The following is a 17,294-nucleotide window of genomic DNA, read 5'->3' on the forward strand; positions in this document are numbered from 1 at the left end:
ATCTTGACGAGTGGGCATGTGCCCACATAGTGTGGGCACATGCCCACTATACCCCCAGAGTCATCTACGGGTATGCCCGCGGGGTGCCCCCATGCGGCGGCGTCCGGGCGTGACACCTACACGGTCCCCAGGCCGGTCCTCGAGGCATGGCGACAGGCGCCGGTGCGGGAGGTCACCACCGAGTCAGGCCAGAAAGGCTGGCTGGTCACCGGGATGGCCGAGGTCCGGACCGTGTTGTCCGACCCTCGGTTCAGCCGTGCCGAGGCACGGCGGATCGGTGCGGTCGTCGTTCCGTCGGCGGTCCTGGCCAAACCCGGCATCAACGACCTCGACGGACCTGAGCACGCCCGGATGCGCCGCCTGGTGGCCGCAGCGTTCAGTGCCCGCCGGATCCGCGCCCTGCGGCCGCGCATCCAGCAGATCGTCGACGACCTGATCGCACCGCTCGTCGCCGCCGGCCCGTCGGCCGACCTGGTCGCCGGCCTGTGCCGCCCGCTGCCACTCATCGTGATCTTCGAGATTCTCGGAGTCCCTCAGGAGGACCGGGAGCGCTTCAGTGGCTGGGCCGACCGCGTGATGGCCACCACGGCCTACCCGCCCGGGGAGTCGCTGAAGGCGCTCGAGTCGGTGATCTCCTACATGACCGACCTGGTCGCCGCCAAGCGCCGCGCCCCGGACGACAGCCTGCTCCAGGAACTGATCACTGCCCGCGACGAGGAGGACCGGCTGAGCGAGGAGGAACTGGTCCACCTCGGCTGCGGTCTGCTCATGGCCGGCAACGAATCCACCGCGACCGAACTGGGCAAGGGGCTGGCGGCCCTGCTGGACAACCCGGACCAGCTCGCGGCGTTGCGCGCCGACCCCACGCTGGTGCCCGCCGCCGTGGAGGAGGTGCTGCGGTACGCGCCGCTGAGTGCCCGTGAGAACGGCGGCCAGGTGCGCGCCACCACGTGCGACGTCGAACTCGGCGGCGTGGTGATCCCCGCGCAGAGCGTGGTGTTCGCCAGCCTGCCCGGCGCCAACTTCGACCCGGAAGCCTTTCCCGAACCCGAGCGGTTCGACATCGCCCGCGAGGGCGCTGACAGCCACGTCACCTTCGGATACGGCGCGCACCGCTGCCTGGGAGCCCAACTCGCCCGGATGGAACTGGAGGTGGCGTTCCAGAGTGTGCTCGCCGCCTTCCCCGGCCTGCGGCTGGCCGTACCCGCCGAGGAACTGGCCAACGCCCAGGGCCGGTTGATCAGCGGTATGCAGGCACTGCCCGTCACCTGGTGAATCCGCACACGCCCCCTTCGGGCCGACTGTGAAAAGGGATAGCTGATGTCTGATCGGACAACCACCGCCGGCACGTCGGCACAGGCGGGACAGGCCCCGCCGTCGAAGGAGGTCGGCGGCTTCTACGACGGTCTCAGCGGTCTGCTGACCGAGCTGTTCGGTGGGAGCCTGCACGAGGGTTACTGGAAGTCCCCGGACGACCCGGCCACGATGGCAGAGGCCTCCCGCCAGCTCACCGATCTGCTGACGGAGAAGCTTGAGCTGAAGCCGGGGGACCGGGTTCTCGACCTCGGGTGCGGCTCGGGTGCGCCGGCCGTCCGGCTCGCTCGGTCGACGGGCGCGCAGGTCGTCGGCATCACCAACAGCGCCGTGCAGATCGAGGCCGCCGTACGCAACGCCGAGGAGGCGGGGCTGGGTGAGCAGGTGTCGTTCGCGTGTGCGGACGCGACGGTCCTGGACTTCGAGGCGGAGTCGTTCGATGCCGTCCTGATGATCGAGTCGATCTTCCACCTGCCGGACCGGCTCGGCGCGCTGCGCGAGGTGGCCCGCGTGCTCAGGCCAGGGGGCCGGGTGGCCCTGACCGACCTCCTCGACCTGGATCCCGCGCCGGCCCCGATGGAACAGGCGGTCGGCGATCTGGCCGAGCACTCCCGGGAGCACGGACATGCCTCACTGGTGAACAAGCCGATCCGTCTGGAGGAGTATTCCTCGCTCCTGGAGCAGGCCGGTCTCGTACTGGTGGAGGGGGCCGACGTCACCGAGCACACGGTGGCCCCCACGCTCAAGTGCCTGCGGCAGAAGCTCACCGACGACCACGAGGAGCTGGTGGGTAAGTACGGGGGCCAGGTCGTGGGGCAGTACGAGTCCGTCCTTCCGCTCCTGGAGAAGGCGGGCTTCGGCTACGGCGTGGTGGTCGCAGCCGTCCCCGAGCGGCCCTGACGGGCATGCCTTACGACGACGGGACTGGCCCGCATTGTCCACCTCGGGTTGACGAGTGGGCATGTGCCCACCTAGAGTGGGCGCATGCCCACTAACTCGGACAATAAAGTTCACCAGCAGCGACAGGTGGCGTTGTCGTTCGGCGCGGACGCCGAGCGCTACGACCGGGCCCGGCCCCGCTACCCCCAGTCGATGGTGGAGCAGATCGTCGAGAAGAGCTCCGGACGCGAGGTCCTCGACGTCGGCACCGGCACCGGCATCGTCGCCAGGCAGTTCCAGCAGGCCGGCTGCAGTGTGATCGGGGTCGACCCCGACGAGCGGCTGGCCGACGTGGCGCGCCAGTTCGGCCTTGAGGTCGACGTGGCGACGTTCGAGGACTGGGAGCCGGCCGACCGCCGGTTCGACGCGGTCGTGGCCGCCCAGGCCTGGCACTGGGTCGACCCGGTCGAGGGAGCGGCCAAGGCCGCGCGGATCCTGCGACCCGGCGGCCGTCTGGCGGCCTTCTGGAACGTCTTCCAGTTCCCGTCCGAGGTGGCGGACGCGATCGCCGACGTCTGCCAGCGGGTCATGCCCAACGCACCCTTCGATTTCTCGACGATGCTCAAGAACGCCATGGACGGGTACCAGGCGTTCTTCGAGAAGACCTCCGGCGGGATCCGTGAGGCGGGCGGCTTCGGTGAGCCGGAGCAGTGGCGCTTCGACTGGGAGTGGACCTACAGCCGCGAGGCCTGGCTGGACCAGATGCCCACGCTGGGCGCCTTCACCCGGCTCCCGGCGGACAAGATGGCGGAGGTGCTGGAGGGCGCCGGGGCCGCGATCGACGCCCTGGGCGGCAGCTTCACGATGAACTACGCGACGGTGGCGGTCACCGCGGCACGCACCGGCGCCTGATCCTGCCCGCCCGGTACGTCCGACGCCGGAGGGACGTCGGTGGCGGAGCCGGATCCCGCGACCACCCCCCGGTATCCCGTCGGGTGGTCGCGTCCTCGCATTCCCACGCCGTGGACCTTGGCATGTGTCGGACTACGTGAAAGGGCGTCATGAGAGTACTGGTGCTGGGTGGAACGCACTTCGTGGGACGCAGCATCGTCGACGCCGCGCTGGCGCGCGGTGACGAGGTCAGCACCCTCAACCGGGGCAGCCGTCCGGCCGGTGAGGACGTCGAGTCGCTGATCGCCGACCGGACCGATCCGCAGGCGCTGAGTCACGCGGTCGGCGCTCGGAAATGGGACGTGGTGATCGACACCTGGACGGGCGCCCCCCGGGTCCTGAGCGACTCCTGCGCGCTGCTCACGGACCGGGCCGGGCACTACGCGTACGTCTCCAGCTGGGTGGTGTACCGGCCGCCGGTGCCGCGCGGGGCCGACGAGAGCGCGGCGACGATCGACGGCGATCCGGACGACGAGGCCGACGGCTTCTATCCCGTCGCCAAGCGCGGCTGTGAACTCGCCGTCCAGCGCGCCTTCGGCGACTGCGCGCTGATCACCCGCCCCGGGCCGATGCTGGGCCCGTACGAGGATGTCGGCTCGATGACCTGGTGGCTGCGCCGCATCCACCGCGGCGGGCAGGTCCTGGCACCCGGTCGTGCGGACGACCCGTTCCAATACGTCGACGTCCGCGACCACGCGCCCTGGCTGCTGGATGCCGCGGAGCGTGGCCTCGGTGGCGCGTACAACACCGTGTGCGCCCGCGGGCGTTGCACGATGGGCGAGTTGCTGGAGACGATGCGTGAGGTGACCGGTTCCGACGCGGAGCTGGTCTGGGTCTCCGACGACGACCTCCTGGCCGCAGGTGTCCGTCCCTACCTCGACATTCCGCTGTGGCTCCCCGCAGCCATGCGGGGCGGTATCAACGACGTCGACGTCTCGGCCGCCCACGGCGCCGGGCTCGACACCAGCCGCCCGCTCCGGGACACCCTGGCCGACAGCTGGTCCTGGCTGGAGCGGGAGGGCGAGCCCCCGTGGCAGGGCGCCACCGCCAGGGGGCTGGACCCGGCCGTCGAGCAGCGCGTACTCGACCAGACCGGCTGAACGCCGTCCAAGGAGGAGGGGAAATGACAAGCGGTGCGGGGGCGCAGGCGGGGCGTCTGTCTCAGCAGGAGGCGGAGGACGGCTTCTACAACGACACCAGCGAGTTTCTCGCCGAACTGTCGGGTGGAAGCCTGCACATGGGCTACTGGGAGTCCCCCTCGGACTCTGCGACGATGGCCGAGGCGTCCCGGCGGCTCACCGGGCTCATGGCGGAGCGGATCAGGACCGGCCCGGGGGAGCGGGTCCTCGACATCGGCTGTGGGACGGGCGCTCCGGCGATCCAGCTCGCGCAGTCGACGGGCGCCGAGGTCGTCGGGATCACCAACAGTCCGGTCCAGGCCCGGCTGGCCGCGGAGAAGGCCGGGGAAGCGGGAGTCGCCGACCGGGTGAGCTTCCGGTGCGAGGACGCGGGGAATCTCGGTTTCCCGCCGCAGTCGTTCGACGCGGTCTGGCTGGTCGAGTCCATCATGGCCATGCCGGACCGGCTCGCCGTGCTCCAGCAGGCGGCAGCCGTTCTCAAGCCCGGCGGGCGCCTCGCCCTCACCGACTTCCTGGAGCGGACCGCGCCACCCGCCGGCGCGGAGCAGGCCGACACGCCGCAGTACGCCGTGCTGCTCGGCAAACTGATATCGCTTCAGGACTATCCGCTCCTTCTTGAGAAGGCCGGCCTGGTTCCCGTCGAGCTGACCGACGTCAGCGACCGGACGGTGGCCCGGACCCTGGGCTGCATGCGGCAGCGGCTGGAGGACGACCGCGAGTCGCTCACACAGCGGTTCGGTGCTCACGTCGTGGACCAGTTCGACAACATCGTCCTGCGCCTGCAGGCAGCCGGATTCGGTTACGGCGTCGTCGTCGCCGACCGGCCCGGCCGGTAGGCACAGCAGGGCACCACAGCGAGTCGGCCCGCATCCGCCCCTCTCGGGCGGATGCGGGCCGACTGGTGTGTGCAGTCCGCTACGGCTGCACGAACCCGACCTCGGGGAAGGCCGGAGAGGGCTCGTCGAGCAGCGTGCTGTGAACACCGCGCAGCTGCAGGTCGAGGAAGGCGCCGACATAGGTGCGGGTGATCTCGGTGGCGCGCTCACCCGAGATGGTCCCGAACATGGCGGGGGCCAGGACGGGCGGGATCACCTTGGTCAGATCGAAGTGCTCGTACAGCCAGTGGGCGTCGGTGAAGGACATATGGCCGGCGGTGGGCTCACTGAGCCAGCGCTTCCAGCCCGCGAAACTGTTCCAGCGGTCCGCCCAGTTGGCCGCCGGCGTTCCTCCGGCCGTGGGCCACTGGGCACCCATCAGCAGCACCGGCTTCGCCAGCGGTTGCGCGGGCGGCGGCGTGAGGAATGTGCCCTCCATGTTGACGGCGGCGGTGATACGCGGGTCCTCGCTCGCGGTCTCGACGGCGCTCGCACCACCGACGGCATGGCCGACGACGGCGATCCGGGAACAGTCGACCCGGAATCCGGAGCGAGGACCGGTCAGCCGGTCGAGGAGGAAACCGATGTCCTTCACCCGGCTGCGCACGACATCGGCGCTGCCCTGCGTGGTGCAGTTCAGGCACGGCTCCAGCCGGCCCCCGGGGAACTCGACGACCGCTTCATAGGTGTGGTCCAGTGCGGCCACCAGGTAGCCCTTGGAAGCGAGGTCCTCGGCCAGCGACGTCAGGGAGAAACGGCTCATACCGAAACCGGGGGACAGGACGACGAGCGGGCGCCGTCCGGGCAGCGGGACGGCGTCAATGGTCGCGTGGGTGCGAACGGTGCTGAGCGCGTCCGTGCCGAAGGCTGCCTGGGACAACTCCGGGGACATGAACGGAGCCTCGCGGTCCGAGGGGTGCAGCGCCGGGTACCAGACGGTGGCCATCAGCTCCCGGTAGTTGACGTCCGCCTTCCACGGGTCGGGGCGTGACGTGTCCTTCAGATAGAGCGACCTGGTGCCGACCGGATGGGGGCCTGTCGGTGCGGGCAGTTCGGGGCCGGTGGCGGCGGTCTGCAGGGATGGCCGGGCAGGGGCCGCGGACGCGGACGGCATGCCCGTCACCATGAGCAGTCCGAGGAGCGCGACTAACGGGGCGACAAGGCGTATGAATCGTTGCGACATGGGCCCCACGCTACAAGGAAATGGGCGATTGCCCACCTCGTTTTTCGAAGCAATGTACGATTTCTTGACCGATTCAGCGAGGCCCGAGCCGCCGATCACCCGGAGCGAAGCCTGCCTCGGTCAGGACGTCGGCGGCCACTCCGCGGCCGACCTGGGCCAGGCCGATCAGCAGGTCGTCGCAGTCGATGAGGTCGGAGCCGTTCTGCTCGGATCGCGCCTCCGCGATGGCGATGGCCTTGCGGGAGTAGGGGGTCCACGCGATTCGCTCGGCTGCCTGGGAGGCGCCCATGTTCAGTCGGGCTCCGACGGACCGGTGGACCGTTTCCGGCGAGACACCGGCGGCCTGCAGGAGCCGGGTGGCGCTGTTGTCCTCCGCGGTCAGCCCCCAGAGAAGGTGCTCGGTGCCGATGCAGTGGTTGCGGTGCTGCACCGCCGCCTGCTTGACGTGGGTCATCGCCTGGCGGAGGTCGTCGGTCGTCGTCTCGGGGCTGTAGCGCCTGTGTGGGGTGTGGAAGCGCTGCTGGGCCGCCTGCCGGGTCACGCCCAGGGCAGTGCCGATGTCCGTCCACGAGTTGCCGTGCATCCGGCAGTGCTCGACGTAGTGCTCGACCAAGTCGTGCGCCAAGGCCTCCAGTTGACCTGAGAGTTGGGCGGCGGCTGTCAGCAGGGCGAGCCAGTCGGGCTGTTCTGGTCCGCCGGGGCGGTGTGCGGTGTCGCATCTCCGGTCGACTTCCGCGATGAGATCGTCCAGGTCTGGAAGAGTCATGAGGCAAGTACGCCTTGTCATCAGGCGCCGCAATCGTCCCCGCCGCGCAGTGCGCGCAGGGTTTCGGCCAGTTCCACGGTGATGCCGCTCTCGCGCTGTGCCACCGCCTCCTGAGGGGTCAGACCGGCGCCGATCCAGGACGCGGCCTCCTCGAACGGGATGCCTGCCTCCCACCACGCGCGGGCGACGACCATCGGTCTCATGCCCCGCTGGATGAAGCGGCTGGCCTCCGCGGGCCGCAGTCCCAGGTCCTTCCAGGCCCGCGCGGTCGTGGCGTGGATGTTGTGCGCCGCCCAGGCGACCGCCTCGTCGTCCACCCATTCCTGGTTCAGGTAGCTGTACATGGTGATATCGGTGGCGGCGCCTGCCCTGCTGATGAAGCGCTCGGTCTCCTTCTGGGCCTGGCTGGCGTCGAATCCCATCAGGTCGAGGATCACGTCACCCGACCCGGCCTTGGGCGTCTCGGGCGTCGCGGGTCTCGGCTTACGGCCGCGGCTCACGTCGTACGCCTGTTCCGGCGTGTAGCCCTGCGCCTTGTACGCGATGGCGGCCTCAAGACCCAGTGTGAACTCGTGCCAGCCGATCGCTTCCGTCGCGGTGATTCCCGCCTCCCGCCATCGGGCGACCTCGCCCGGGGGGACCTGGGCCGTCGCCCATTGAGCCGCGGTGAGCGCGTCCGCCACTCCGGCAGCGCGCCATGCCGCGGCCTGCGGTGCCGTGATGCGCCAGTCCCACCACGCGCGGCCTTCGGCGGGGGAGAGGCCCACCGCCGCGTAGGCGGCCGGATCGAATGCGTCGGACGGTTCCATGGCTGGTGTCATCGGACTACTTTCGGCTCTGGTCACTGATCAGTACGGTCGTCGCCCAGTCGGGGGGCAGCCCTGCCGGGTCCAGCAGGCCGACCACGACCCGGGTCCGTGGCGGCGGTGCGTCCGGCCACGGGGTGTGTCCGTCGGTGAGCACCACGATGAGGTCGGGTGCGGGTTTCAGGGCCGCCGCCGCCGCGATGCCGACACGGATGTCGCTGCCGCCACCGCCGCCGAGCCGCAGGTCCGAGATCCGGTGCAGGCTCTGCGCCCGGTACACCCGCGCGTCCACGGACATGACCGTGATCCGGTCACGGCCGATGCCGACAGCCCTGAGCACACCGCTGACCTCGGCCAGCGACTGACCCAGCATGCTGTCACTCATGGAGCCGGACGTGTCGATGACCACCGCGACCACCGGCAGCGCCTGGTGCAGGCCGGGAAGGACCACATCGGGCAGGCTCCCGGCGCGCCGCGACGGCTTGCGATAGGTGTAGTCGACGCGCCCGGCGGTGTCGGCGATGCCGCGGCGGATCTGCGCCGCCAACTGCCGGCGCCAGTTGACGGTGGGCTCCAGAACCTCGTCGGCCCAGCGTCGCCAGCCGCCGGGGACGTCTTCCCGAGTGCGCTGGTGATCGCGAATGCGCCGGGCCGTGTCCAGCGCGGTGAGCTGGGCCGTAGTCCGTGACACCCCGGGCCAGTCGCAGTTCCAGGGGCGCGGCCGGCCGTCGCACCCGGTGCCGCAGTCGCCCGCCGACAGCCGCGCCTCGATCGGTTCGGTGCGCTCGCGGAGCAAGGACCAGTACCGCTCGGCGAGCCCGTTGTCGGGCAGACCGAGAGCACCTGGCATGGCCGCGTCCGCGGGCAGCTCCAACCCGGCCATGAGGAGGTCGTCGTTGATCTCGGCGTCGGTGGCGACATTCCATACCTGCTGTTCCGGCGTGCGGCCGGTGAGCGGGAAGAGGCCGGTCTCGGCGCCTTCCACCAGCTCCGGCCGGGCGCCGGCGGTCGGGAACTGGGCGGCGTGTCCGCGCAGCACGTGCGTGAGCTGATGCAGCAGCCAGAATCCTATCTGCGGCACGCTCTGCCGTCCGATTTCGGCTGGGCTGATGTGGATGTGCCAGCCGACGTCGGCGGGGAACCTGCGTAGCGCCGCGCCGTCGTCGGTGTCCTCGGTGTCCGGCACGACGACCGGGTCGAGTGTCATCAGCGCGCGGGCCAGATAGGGCACCCGGTGCGCCGCCCACACCCGCGCGGCCGCCCACTTCTGCCGCAGCTCCGGCGGAAGGGCGTCGAGATGCAGACCGGACATCTGTGTCAGCCTCGTGTGGTCGCAGCCGCGGGCGTCAGGGGATCAGTCCCGCGGCACGCAGGATGGGGGTCAGTTCCAGCAGCGCGGCGGGTATCTGTGCGCCGGCCGGGCGCTTGCCCGCCAGTGTGCGTGCGGCAAGCGTTGCCACGTCCGGCGCCATGCGTGCGGCCTTGGCGATCACCTTCCAGCCTGCTTCCCACAGGTCCCTGTCGTCCGCCGCGACGGCCACCGCCGCGATCGAGGTGAGTACCGCGAACATGCGGTCGCTCCGGGAAGGCAGTTCGAAGGAGTCCGGGTCGGCGAGGACAGCCGACGGATCGGGCAGATCGAGTTGCTCCAACCAGGACAGGAACTCAAGCGCGGCTCCCTCGCCGACCGCGCCGGTGATCAGGACTGCCAGCACGTCGGTCTCGGCCCGGGCGGCTTCCCATGCGGCCAAGAGCCTGGCGGAGGCCTCCCACGAGCGAGGACTCGGCCATCCCTGCCCGGCCGCGGCGCCCTTGGGCATCTGGAACACCAGGGCGGGGCGCGCGCGGAGGAAGGCGGACACCGTGGCACGCGCGGCGATCAGTTGTTGCGCGGTGGCGGGACGCTCGAAAGCGGACAGCGGCGGCCGCGGGAACCCGACCGCCAGGCCCTGGGCGATCTGTTCCGGGTTCACCGGCCAGTTGAGGTGCACCAGTCGGTTGGCGAGCGGCGGGGCCAGTTCCCACCCGTCGGCTGCCTCTTCGGGCGGGTTGGCCGCGGCCACCACGCATACCTGCGGGGGAAGCTGGATGTCACCGACCACGCGTTCCAGGACCACGCGCAGCATGGCCGCCTGCACCGCCGGCGGAGCGGTGGTCAGCTCATCGAGGAAGAGCAGGCCGTGCCCCGCGGCGGACAGCCGCCCGGCCCACGCGGGTGGCGCGAGGCGTACGGTGCCGTCGGAGATGACGGGGAGCCCGGCGAAGTCGCTGGGCTCGCGGATGGAGCCGATGACCACTTCGATCGGTCGGCCCAACGACTCGGCCAGGGCCGCCACGGCCGAGGTCTTGCCCGTGCCAGGGCTACCCCACAGCAGTGTGGGAACGCCCGCCGAAACCGCCACGGAGAGAGCCTCGACCACCACCTTGCTGTCCAACTTGGTCCCCGAATCGAGTCTGTTGACGTGTGCTGCCCCGTACACGACGGCGTACGGGGCGCTGCTGTTGCCTCAACAACGTAGTGGGCGCTCGCCCACTCGTCAACGGTACCTCTCCGGTTGTCACGCTTGGTTACTATGCTCACCTCATGCCGGAGGCCGGAAGCAAGGGCCGCATCCCATCGACGGACTGCCGGGGAGACAGGGGGACGAGCATGCCAGTCGAAATTCCCCGGATTCTCCCCCAGGGCTGATCGGGGACGATTCTCGGATCGCGCCATGTTGAAGCTGGTCGTGGAATATAAGGCAAATGAATTGTGGGGCCTTGGAAGATGCTGAGAGAGGTCACTGCTAACCGCTATCTTGCACCCCTCCGCTCCGGCGGCTCCGTGCCCGGAGTCGTCGAGGCCGACGACCTCGGTACGTATGTCGTGAAGTTCACCGGCTCGGCACAGGGTCACAAGGCGCTGGTCGCCGAGGTGATCGTCGGTGAACTCGCCCGCGCGCTCGGCCTGCGCTTCCCCGAACTGGTCCTCGTCCACTTCGACCCGGCCGTCGCCGCCGACGAGCCGCACCAGGAGGTGCGCGATCTGCACGACGCCAGCGCGGGCGTCAACCTGGGGATGGACTACCTGTCGGGGGCGAAGGACTTCACCCCGGAGATCGCGAAGACTTTCCCGGTGGACCCTCTGGAGGCCGGCCGGATCGTCTGGCTCGACGCCCTGACCGTCAACGTGGACCGTACGGTGCACAGCTCCAACCTGATGGTCTGGCCGACGTTCGGCACCGCGCCCGCGCGCCTGTGGCTCATCGACCACGGCGCCGCCCTCGTCTTCCACCACCGCTGGGACACCACGACCCCGGGCAAGAAGTACGACTTCCGCCACCACGCCCTCGGCCACTACGGCCCCGACGTTCGGGCCGCCGACGCCGAACTGGCCCCCCGCGTGACCGAGGAGCTGCTGCGGGCCGTCGTCGCCGAGGTGCCGGACCCCTGGCTGGCCGAGGACGCCGGGTTCGCCACGCCCGACGACGTCCGGGCCGCCTATGTCGACTACCTCCTCGCGCGCGTACGGCTGTCCCAGGAGTGGCTGCCCACCGACTTCCCGAGCCGTGAGGAACTCGCGGCCGAGGAGGCCGCCCGCGCGGCGAAGACCCAGCAGGGCCGCCCGGCCTGGCTCAAGCGGGTCCCCGACCTGCACGGCAAGCCGGGGGCGGAACAGGATTGGTCGGTGCACCTCGGATGACCCACCGCGTCCAGATCGAGTACTGCACCCAGTGCCGCTGGCTGCCGCGTGCGGCCTGGCTGGCGCAGGAGCTGCTCACCACCTTCGAGACCGAGCTGACCGAGCTGTCGCTCAAGCCCGGCACCGGGGGCGTCTTCGTCGTCCGCGTGAACGACGAGGTCGTCTGGGACCGCCGCGAACAGGGCTTCCCGGAGCCCACGGCGGTCAAGCGCCTCGTCCGCGACCTGGTGGCCCCGGGGAAGCCGCTGGGCCACTCGGACAGGGCCGCCGAGTGACATTGGGCCCAGTGACATTGGTTCGGCCGGGGAGCGGCATATCGGCCTGTCCGGCGACCGGTTCGTCTCCCCGTCCGGCGACCGGCTCATCGGCCCGTCCAGCGCGCGGCCTATCGGCTCGACCGGCGACCGGCGTCCGGTGAAGGGCAACCGGAGGACGAGCCTCGACCTCACGTCGCTGCTTCTCGGACTGGTCTTCGGCGTCGGCACCAACCTCCTCACCGCGGACCCGGACGGCTGGTGGGGACCGCTGCGCGCAGTGAACCGCTACGCCCTCGTATGGCTTCCGGTCGGCGTCACGGCCGTGGTCGCCTGGGAACTCGGGCTGCGGTGGCGGGAGCGGCGCCGGGTGCCCTGGACGCGGGACGACAGCCCGTACCCCGGTCTGGAGGCCTTCGCCGAGGACCGTGCGGACGTCTTCTTCGGCCGCGAGGACGAGATCCGGGACGCGGTGCGTGCGCTGACCGCCGCCCGCTCGGCCGCGCAGCGCGTGCTCACCGTGGTCGGTCCGTCCGGCTGCGGCAAGTCCTCCTTCGTCGCGGCGGGCGTCCTGCCGGAACTCAGGCGCCGCCGCTGGGCGGTCCTCGGGCCGCTCCGACTCGGGTCCAGCCCCTTCCTCGCTCTGGCGCAGGCCCTGACACCGCGCGCGGCGCAACGACAGGACGACACGGTCGTACGCCTCGCGCGCGAGTTGCGCCAAGAGGCTGCGGACGGAGGCGTCCTGACGGTGTGTCTGGCCGCGCTGCGAGCGGCGCAGGGGCACCGGGCGCGGATCGTCCTCGCGATCGACCAGTTCGAGGACATCGTCCGCATGACCTCGCCCGCCGAACGCGAGCTGTTTCTGGGGGCGTTACGGGCGCTGGTGCACGCACACCCGCAGCTGCACCTCGTCCTCACCCTGCCGTCCGCCTTCCTGCACGACCCCGCGCCGGTGCGGTACGACGACCTCCTGCGCACCCGGTTCCCGCTCGGGACGCTCACCTCGCGGCAGACGAGGGCCGTCATCGCGGGACCCGCGCGGGCCGCGGGCGCGGACATCGCCGAGGGCGTGGTGGACGACCTGGTGGTCGAGGCCACCGAGGGCGACGCCCTGCCCCTGCTCGGCCAGTTGCTGCGCGACCTGTACGAGGCGGCGGGCCCGGACCACGTCATCGGGCGGGAGCTGCTGACGCGTACCGGCCCGCTGTCCCAGGCCATCGCCCGGTACGCGGAAGGTACCTACGCGCGGCTCGTCGCCGAACATCCCGAAGAGCTGCTGGAGTCGGTGCTCCTGAGGTTCGTCGCCTGGGACGAACGGGGCTTTGCCCGGCAGTCCGTGCGCCGCCCCTCCCTGGACGCGGCAGGGCTGGCGGTCGTCGAGGACCTGCGCCAGGCCCGACTCGTCACGGACGTCGACGAGGGCGAGGCCTTCGACCTCGTCCACGAGGCGCTGCTGCGCCACTGGCCGCGCCTGCACGAGCTGACGGAACGTCACCGGGACGTACTGCGCCGCAGCACGGACCTCGAACGCCGGGCCGCGGCCTGGCTGGCGAACGACCGGTCGGCGGACGACCTGCTGCACGGGCAGCGGCTCGCCCAGGCGCGGGAACTGGCCGGGTCGCACGGCGTCTCCGCGGCGCTCGCCGAGCTGGTCGCCGCCTCCCGGGCGAGGGAGGAGGCCACGGCCGAGGAGCGCGCCGACGATCTCGCCGAGCGGGCACAGCAGGCCTACGCACTGCGTGGGGAACGGCAGTTGGCGCTGGCACTGACGGCTGCTGCCGTACGCGAGTACACGGCGACCGAGAAGGTGGCTCTCACGCTGTGGGGGATCGGGCACGGCCCGGTGGTCGACAGCCTCGGACTCGGGCACGCGGGGACGGTGCTCGCGCTCGGCTGGGACCCGGGCAGCGGGCAGCTGCGGACGATAGGGGCGGAGGGCGACCTGTGCACCTGGACGGCTCGCGGTGACCTGGTCGGCCAGGAGTCTTTGGGGCCGGGGGAGTTGCGCGGGGCCGGCATCGGCGGGGACGCCTACTGGGTGGACACCCGCGAGATGCTCGCCGTAAGACGCTTCGACGCTCCCGAGTTCTGGTCCGCCACGGGCGCGGCCGGTCCCTTCGGGGACCGGGCGCTCGGGCTGTCACCGGACGGCTGGCGCGCCGCCGCCCAACTGGCCAACAGGGGTGTCGACATCATCGACTTCACGCCTGTGCCGCAGGGACGGCTCGAGCAGGTGCGTCACTCCTACGAGGCGCCGCCGACCAAGGCGCTGGCGTGGTCGCCCGACTGCTCCCTCCTCGCGCTGTTCTCCTGGAACGAACTGCAGGTCGTACGGCTGCCGGACGGCGACCCGGCCTGGCGGATCGTCAGGGGGGACGACGAACTCCCCCGCACCACCTCGTGGTTCGCCTGGGCCCCGGACGGCCGGCGAGCCGCGGAGGCGTCCGGCCGGACCCTGCGGATCAGGGCCGCCGAGGACGGCACCGTCCTGGACGAGTGGGACACCGGGGTGGAAGCGGGCGGTGTCTTCTGGTCGCCCGACGGAGAGATGGTGGCCGTGGCGGTGTCCGACGCCGGCCGGGGAGCGAGCGCGGCGATCACGGTGTGGCGGGTCGCCGACCACATGCTGCTGCGCCGCCTGCGTACCCCCTGGGGCGCCGAGGAGATCGCCTGGCGCGCCGACAGCACCTGCTTCGCCTGGCGGTCGTCGTTCAGCGGCGTGTGGATCGGTGATCACGGCTCGTGGCGGCCCCGGCCGCTGCCGGGCGGCATGCTGCGCAGCGTTTCTACGGAAGCGGGGCGGGTGGCCGTCACGGTGCAGGGCGGCGATTCCGTCCATGTGACGGAGCCCGGCACCGGCGCCGGAGTGCGGAAGCTCGTCACGGCTCGTGATCCGAAGCCGGTGCTGCTCGCCTGGCAGCCGGGGGCGGACCGGCTGGCGGTCTCCTTCGCCGGCGGCCGGGTGGAGATCGTGGACCCCGCCTCGGGCCGCTGTACCGCCGCGATGTCCACGGAGTACGACATGGTGGGCCGCGTCCTGTGGTCCCCGGACGGTTCGCTCCTCGCCACGGTCAGCAATGACTTCGTGACGGCCACCCATCGCATCGAGGTCTGGGATCCCCTGACCGGGAGCCGTGTCGCCCGGACCGAGGACATCGAGCGCGGGACCAGAGTGCTTGCCTGGGGCCCCGACGGCCGGAACCTGGTGACCGCGGAGAGAGAGGGCCCCGTGGTCGTCCGGGACGCGTCGACCGGCCGTCGGCTGCTCGACATCCCCGTGGGCGAGGGGGCCACCGCCGGCGCGGCCTGCTGGTCGCCCGACGGACGTCGGCTCGCCTTCCTCGACGGGGAGTCGGCCGTACGGATCTGCGGTGCCGACGACGGCGCACCCCTGGTGCGCTCCGCCGCCACCTACGGGAAGGCCGCCGTACTCCTGTGGTCCCCGGACGGCCGTCTGCTCGCGACCGCGGGGGACGGGTGGGTCGCCTTCTGGCGGGCGGAGACGGGGGAGTGCCGGGCGGTGTCCCGGCTGGAGTGCCGGGTGCCGCTGGACGCGCACTGGTCGGGTGACGGCCGCTCGTTCGCCGTCGTCGGCGAGGACCACCGCCGCTACACCTGGTCGTTGCCCGACGGCACGGACACCCGGCACTGCGAAGCGCTCCTGCAGCGGTCGGCGGACGAGCTGCGCGCGCTGACCGCCGAGGAGCGCCGACGGTACGGGCTGTCCACGTGAACGCCCCCGGCGCCGGGTGGTGCCGGGGGCGTGGGCGGGGTCAGCCGCGCAGCTGCTCGTATGCCGGCAGGGTGAGGAAGTCGGCGTAGTTGTCGTCGAGGGACACCTGGAGCAGCAGGTCGTGGGCCTGCTGCCAGTGGCCGGCCGCGAAGGCCTCCTCGCCGATCTCCTTGCGGATGGAGTCCAGTTCCTCGGCGGCGACCTTGCGGGCCAGCTCCGGGGTGGCCCTGTCGCCGTTCTCGAACTCGACGCCCGCGTTGATCCACTGCCAGATCTGGGAGCGGGAGATCTCGGCGGTGGCCGCGTCCTCCATCAGGTTGAAGATGGCGACCGCGCCGAGGCCGCGCAGCCAGGCCTCGATGTAACGGATGCCGACCTGGACGGCGTTGACGAGCCCGTTGTAGGTCGGCTTCGCGGCCAGCGAGTCGATCGCGATGAGGTCGGCCGCCTCGACGTGGACGTCCTCGCGCAGGCGGTCCTTCTGGTTCGGCTTGTCGCCGAGGACCCGGTCGAAGGACTCCATGGCGATCGGGACCAGGTCCGGGTGGGCGACCCAGGAGCCGTCGAAGCCGTCGTTCGCCTCACGGTCCTTGTCGGCGCGGACCTTCTCGAAGGCCACCTTGTTGACCTCGGCGTCCTTGCGGGAGGGGATGAAGGCCGCCATGCCGCCGATGGCGTGCGCACCGCGCTTGTGGCAGGTGCGGACGAGGAGTTCGGTGTACGCCCGCATGAACGGAGCGGTCATCGTGACGGCGTTGCGGTCCGGCAGGACGAACTTCGGCCCGCCGTCCCGGAAGTTCTTCACGATGGAGAACAGGTAGTCCCAGCGGCCGGCGTTCAGCCCGGAGGCGTGGTCGCGCAGTTCGTAGAGGATCTCCTCCATCTCGTACGCCGCCGTGATCGTCTCGATCAGGACGGTGGCGCGGATGGTGCCCTGCGGGATGCCGAGGTAGTCCTGCGCGAAGACGAACACCTCGTTCCACAGCCGGGCCTCGAGGTGCGACTCGGTCTTGGGCAGGTAGAAGTACGGGCCCTTGCCGAGGTCCAGCAGACGCTGGGCGTTGTGGAAGAAGTACAGGCCGAAGTCGACGAAGGCGCCGGGGACCGGCTTGCCGTCGGTGTCGACGAGGTGGCGCTCGTTCAGGTGCCAGCCGCGCGGGCGCATGACGACGGTCGCCAGCTCCTCGTTCGGGCGCAGGGCGTACGACTTGCCGGTGCGCTCGTCCGTGAAGTCGATGGTGCGGGTGTAGGCGTCGCTCAGGTTGACCTGGCCGAGGACCACGTTCTCCCAGGTGGGCGCAGAGGCGTCCTCAAAGTCGGCGAGCCAGATCCGCGCGCCCGAGTTGAGCGCGTTGATGGTCATCTTGCGGTCGGTGGGGCCGGTGATCTCGACGCGCCGGTCGTTCAGTGCGGCTGGGGCCGGGGCGACCCGCCAGGAGTCGTCCGCGCGCACGGCGGCCGTCTCCGGGAGGAAGTCGAGCGTGGAGGTGCGGGCGATCTCGGCGCGGCGCTCCGCACGGCGGGCGAGGAGTTCGTCACGGCGCGGGGTGAACCGCTGGTGCAGCTCCGCCACGAAGGCGAGCGCCGCGTCGGTGAGGACCTCCTCCTGCCGGGGCAGGGGCTCGGCGTCGACGATGGCCAGCGGGGACGGCGCTGGTGCGGACATGAGCTGTCACTTCCTTCAGCGGTGGCACCGGGTGCCAAGTGGCACG

The 17,294-nt window shown here is 71.1% G+C and carries 14 protein-coding genes; 8 read left to right on the forward strand and 6 right to left on the reverse strand.

Features of this window, described 5'->3' with window-relative positions; translation table 11 throughout:
* Nucleotides 1-72: 72 nt before the first annotated feature.
* The 5 genes from ACFYZZ_RS03235 to ACFYZZ_RS03255 all read left to right on the forward strand — a co-directional run bounded on the left by ACFYZZ_RS03235 (nt 73) and on the right by ACFYZZ_RS03255 (nt 5,119).
* Nucleotides 73-1,275: a cytochrome P450 gene (locus ACFYZZ_RS03235; RefSeq protein ID WP_389170874.1), complete on the forward strand. Its 1,203-nt coding sequence runs from the start codon at nt 73-75 to the stop codon at nt 1,273-1,275.
* A gap of 45 nt (nt 1,276-1,320) precedes the next feature.
* Complete coding sequence (locus ACFYZZ_RS03240; protein WP_389170877.1) at nt 1,321-2,214, forward strand: SAM-dependent methyltransferase; 894 nt, start codon at nt 1,321-1,323, stop codon at nt 2,212-2,214.
* Nucleotides 2,215-2,298: 84 nt separating this feature from the next.
* The gene (locus ACFYZZ_RS03245) at nt 2,299-3,105 is read left to right on the forward strand and encodes a class I SAM-dependent methyltransferase (RefSeq protein ID WP_389170879.1); all 807 of its coding nucleotides are present in this window, start codon (nt 2,299-2,301) and stop codon (nt 3,103-3,105) included.
* 149 nt (nt 3,106-3,254) lie between these two features.
* The gene (locus tag ACFYZZ_RS03250; RefSeq protein WP_389170882.1) at nt 3,255-4,244 is read left to right on the forward strand and encodes an NAD-dependent epimerase/dehydratase family protein; all 990 of its coding nucleotides are present in this window, start codon (nt 3,255-3,257) and stop codon (nt 4,242-4,244) included.
* A gap of 23 nt (nt 4,245-4,267) precedes the next feature.
* Nucleotides 4,268-5,119, forward strand: coding sequence for an SAM-dependent methyltransferase (locus ACFYZZ_RS03255; RefSeq protein ID WP_389170884.1), 852 nt, complete (start codon nt 4,268-4,270; stop codon nt 5,117-5,119).
* Between the two features lie 79 nt (nt 5,120-5,198).
* Here ACFYZZ_RS03255 and ACFYZZ_RS03260 read toward each other — a convergent pair whose 3' ends face one another.
* The 5 genes from ACFYZZ_RS03260 to ACFYZZ_RS03280 all read right to left on the reverse strand — a co-directional run bounded on the left by ACFYZZ_RS03260 (nt 5,199) and on the right by ACFYZZ_RS03280 (nt 10,348).
* The gene (locus tag ACFYZZ_RS03260) at nt 5,199-6,272 is read right to left on the reverse strand and encodes an alpha/beta hydrolase family protein (protein WP_389170887.1); all 1,074 of its coding nucleotides are present in this window, start codon (nt 6,270-6,272) and stop codon (nt 5,199-5,201) included.
* Between the two features lie 142 nt (nt 6,273-6,414).
* The gene (locus ACFYZZ_RS03265; protein WP_389170889.1) at nt 6,415-7,107 is read right to left on the reverse strand and encodes a Clp protease N-terminal domain-containing protein; all 693 of its coding nucleotides are present in this window, start codon (nt 7,105-7,107) and stop codon (nt 6,415-6,417) included.
* 20 nt (nt 7,108-7,127) lie between these two features.
* A complete protein-coding gene (locus tag ACFYZZ_RS03270) occupies nt 7,128-7,928 on the reverse strand; it encodes a hypothetical protein (RefSeq protein WP_389170892.1) in 801 nt (266 codons plus the stop codon).
* A gap of 4 nt (nt 7,929-7,932) precedes the next feature.
* The gene (locus ACFYZZ_RS03275) at nt 7,933-9,225 is read right to left on the reverse strand and encodes a VWA-like domain-containing protein (RefSeq protein WP_389170895.1); all 1,293 of its coding nucleotides are present in this window, start codon (nt 9,223-9,225) and stop codon (nt 7,933-7,935) included.
* 34 nt (nt 9,226-9,259) lie between these two features.
* Nucleotides 9,260-10,348, reverse strand: a complete 1,089-nt coding sequence (locus ACFYZZ_RS03280) for a sigma 54-interacting transcriptional regulator (RefSeq protein ID WP_389170898.1) — start codon at nt 10,346-10,348, stop codon at nt 9,260-9,262.
* A 332-nt stretch (nt 10,349-10,680) separates the two neighbouring features.
* Between ACFYZZ_RS03280 and ACFYZZ_RS03285 the strand changes: the two genes are divergently transcribed.
* From ACFYZZ_RS03285 to ACFYZZ_RS03295, 3 genes are all read left to right on the forward strand, one after another.
* Nucleotides 10,681-11,595 (forward strand): HipA family kinase, encoded by a 915-nt coding sequence (locus ACFYZZ_RS03285; RefSeq protein WP_389170901.1) that lies wholly within the window; start codon nt 10,681-10,683, stop codon nt 11,593-11,595.
* Nucleotides 11,592-11,870 carry a SelT/SelW/SelH family protein gene (locus ACFYZZ_RS03290; RefSeq protein WP_389170903.1) on the forward strand — a complete coding sequence of 93 codons (279 nt, stop codon included), beginning with the start codon at nt 11,592-11,594 and terminating at the stop codon, nt 11,868-11,870. Before ACFYZZ_RS03285 ends, ACFYZZ_RS03290 begins: the two co-directional genes overlap by 4 nt.
* 139 nt (nt 11,871-12,009) lie before the next feature.
* A complete protein-coding gene (locus tag ACFYZZ_RS03295) occupies nt 12,010-15,582 on the forward strand; it encodes an AAA family ATPase (RefSeq protein ID WP_389170905.1) in 3,573 nt (1,190 codons plus the stop codon).
* A 40-nt stretch (nt 15,583-15,622) separates the two neighbouring features.
* On the opposite strand, the gene aceB is transcribed toward ACFYZZ_RS03295, so the two are convergent.
* Nucleotides 15,623-17,248, reverse strand: coding sequence for a malate synthase A (gene aceB, locus ACFYZZ_RS03300; RefSeq protein ID WP_389170907.1), 1,626 nt, complete (start codon nt 17,246-17,248; stop codon nt 15,623-15,625).
* Nucleotides 17,249-17,294: the final 46 nt, after the last annotated feature.

This window comes from Streptomyces sp. NPDC001816, from assembly GCF_042892235.1.
GTDB lineage: Bacteria > Actinomycetota > Actinomycetes > Streptomycetales > Streptomycetaceae > Streptomyces.

Coding starts and splice junctions, on each gene's coding strand:
- ACFYZZ_RS03260 (WP_389170887.1), bottom strand. CDS start 6,272: ATGCCGTCCGCGTCCGCGGCCCCTGCCCGGCCATCCCTGCAGACCGCC.
- ACFYZZ_RS03250 (WP_389170882.1), top strand. CDS start 3,255: ATGAGAGTACTGGTGCTGGGTGGAACGCACTTCGTGGGACGCAGCATC.
- aceB (WP_389170907.1), bottom strand. CDS start 17,248: ATGTCCGCACCAGCGCCGTCCCCGCTGGCCATCGTCGACGCCGAGCCC.
- ACFYZZ_RS03290 (WP_389170903.1), top strand. CDS start 11,592: ATGACCCACCGCGTCCAGATCGAGTACTGCACCCAGTGCCGCTGGCTG.
- ACFYZZ_RS03235 (WP_389170874.1), top strand. CDS start 73: ATGCCCGCGGGGTGCCCCCATGCGGCGGCGTCCGGGCGTGACACCTAC.
- ACFYZZ_RS03270 (WP_389170892.1), bottom strand. CDS start 7,928: ATGACACCAGCCATGGAACCGTCCGACGCATTCGATCCGGCCGCCTAC.
- ACFYZZ_RS03285 (WP_389170901.1), top strand. CDS start 10,681: ATGCTGAGAGAGGTCACTGCTAACCGCTATCTTGCACCCCTCCGCTCC.
- ACFYZZ_RS03275 (WP_389170895.1), bottom strand. CDS start 9,225: ATGTCCGGTCTGCATCTCGACGCCCTTCCGCCGGAGCTGCGGCAGAAG.
- ACFYZZ_RS03245 (WP_389170879.1), top strand. CDS start 2,299: ATGCCCACTAACTCGGACAATAAAGTTCACCAGCAGCGACAGGTGGCG.
- ACFYZZ_RS03265 (WP_389170889.1), bottom strand. CDS start 7,107: ATGACTCTTCCAGACCTGGACGATCTCATCGCGGAAGTCGACCGGAGA.
- ACFYZZ_RS03240 (WP_389170877.1), top strand. CDS start 1,321: ATGTCTGATCGGACAACCACCGCCGGCACGTCGGCACAGGCGGGACAG.
- ACFYZZ_RS03255 (WP_389170884.1), top strand. CDS start 4,268: ATGACAAGCGGTGCGGGGGCGCAGGCGGGGCGTCTGTCTCAGCAGGAG.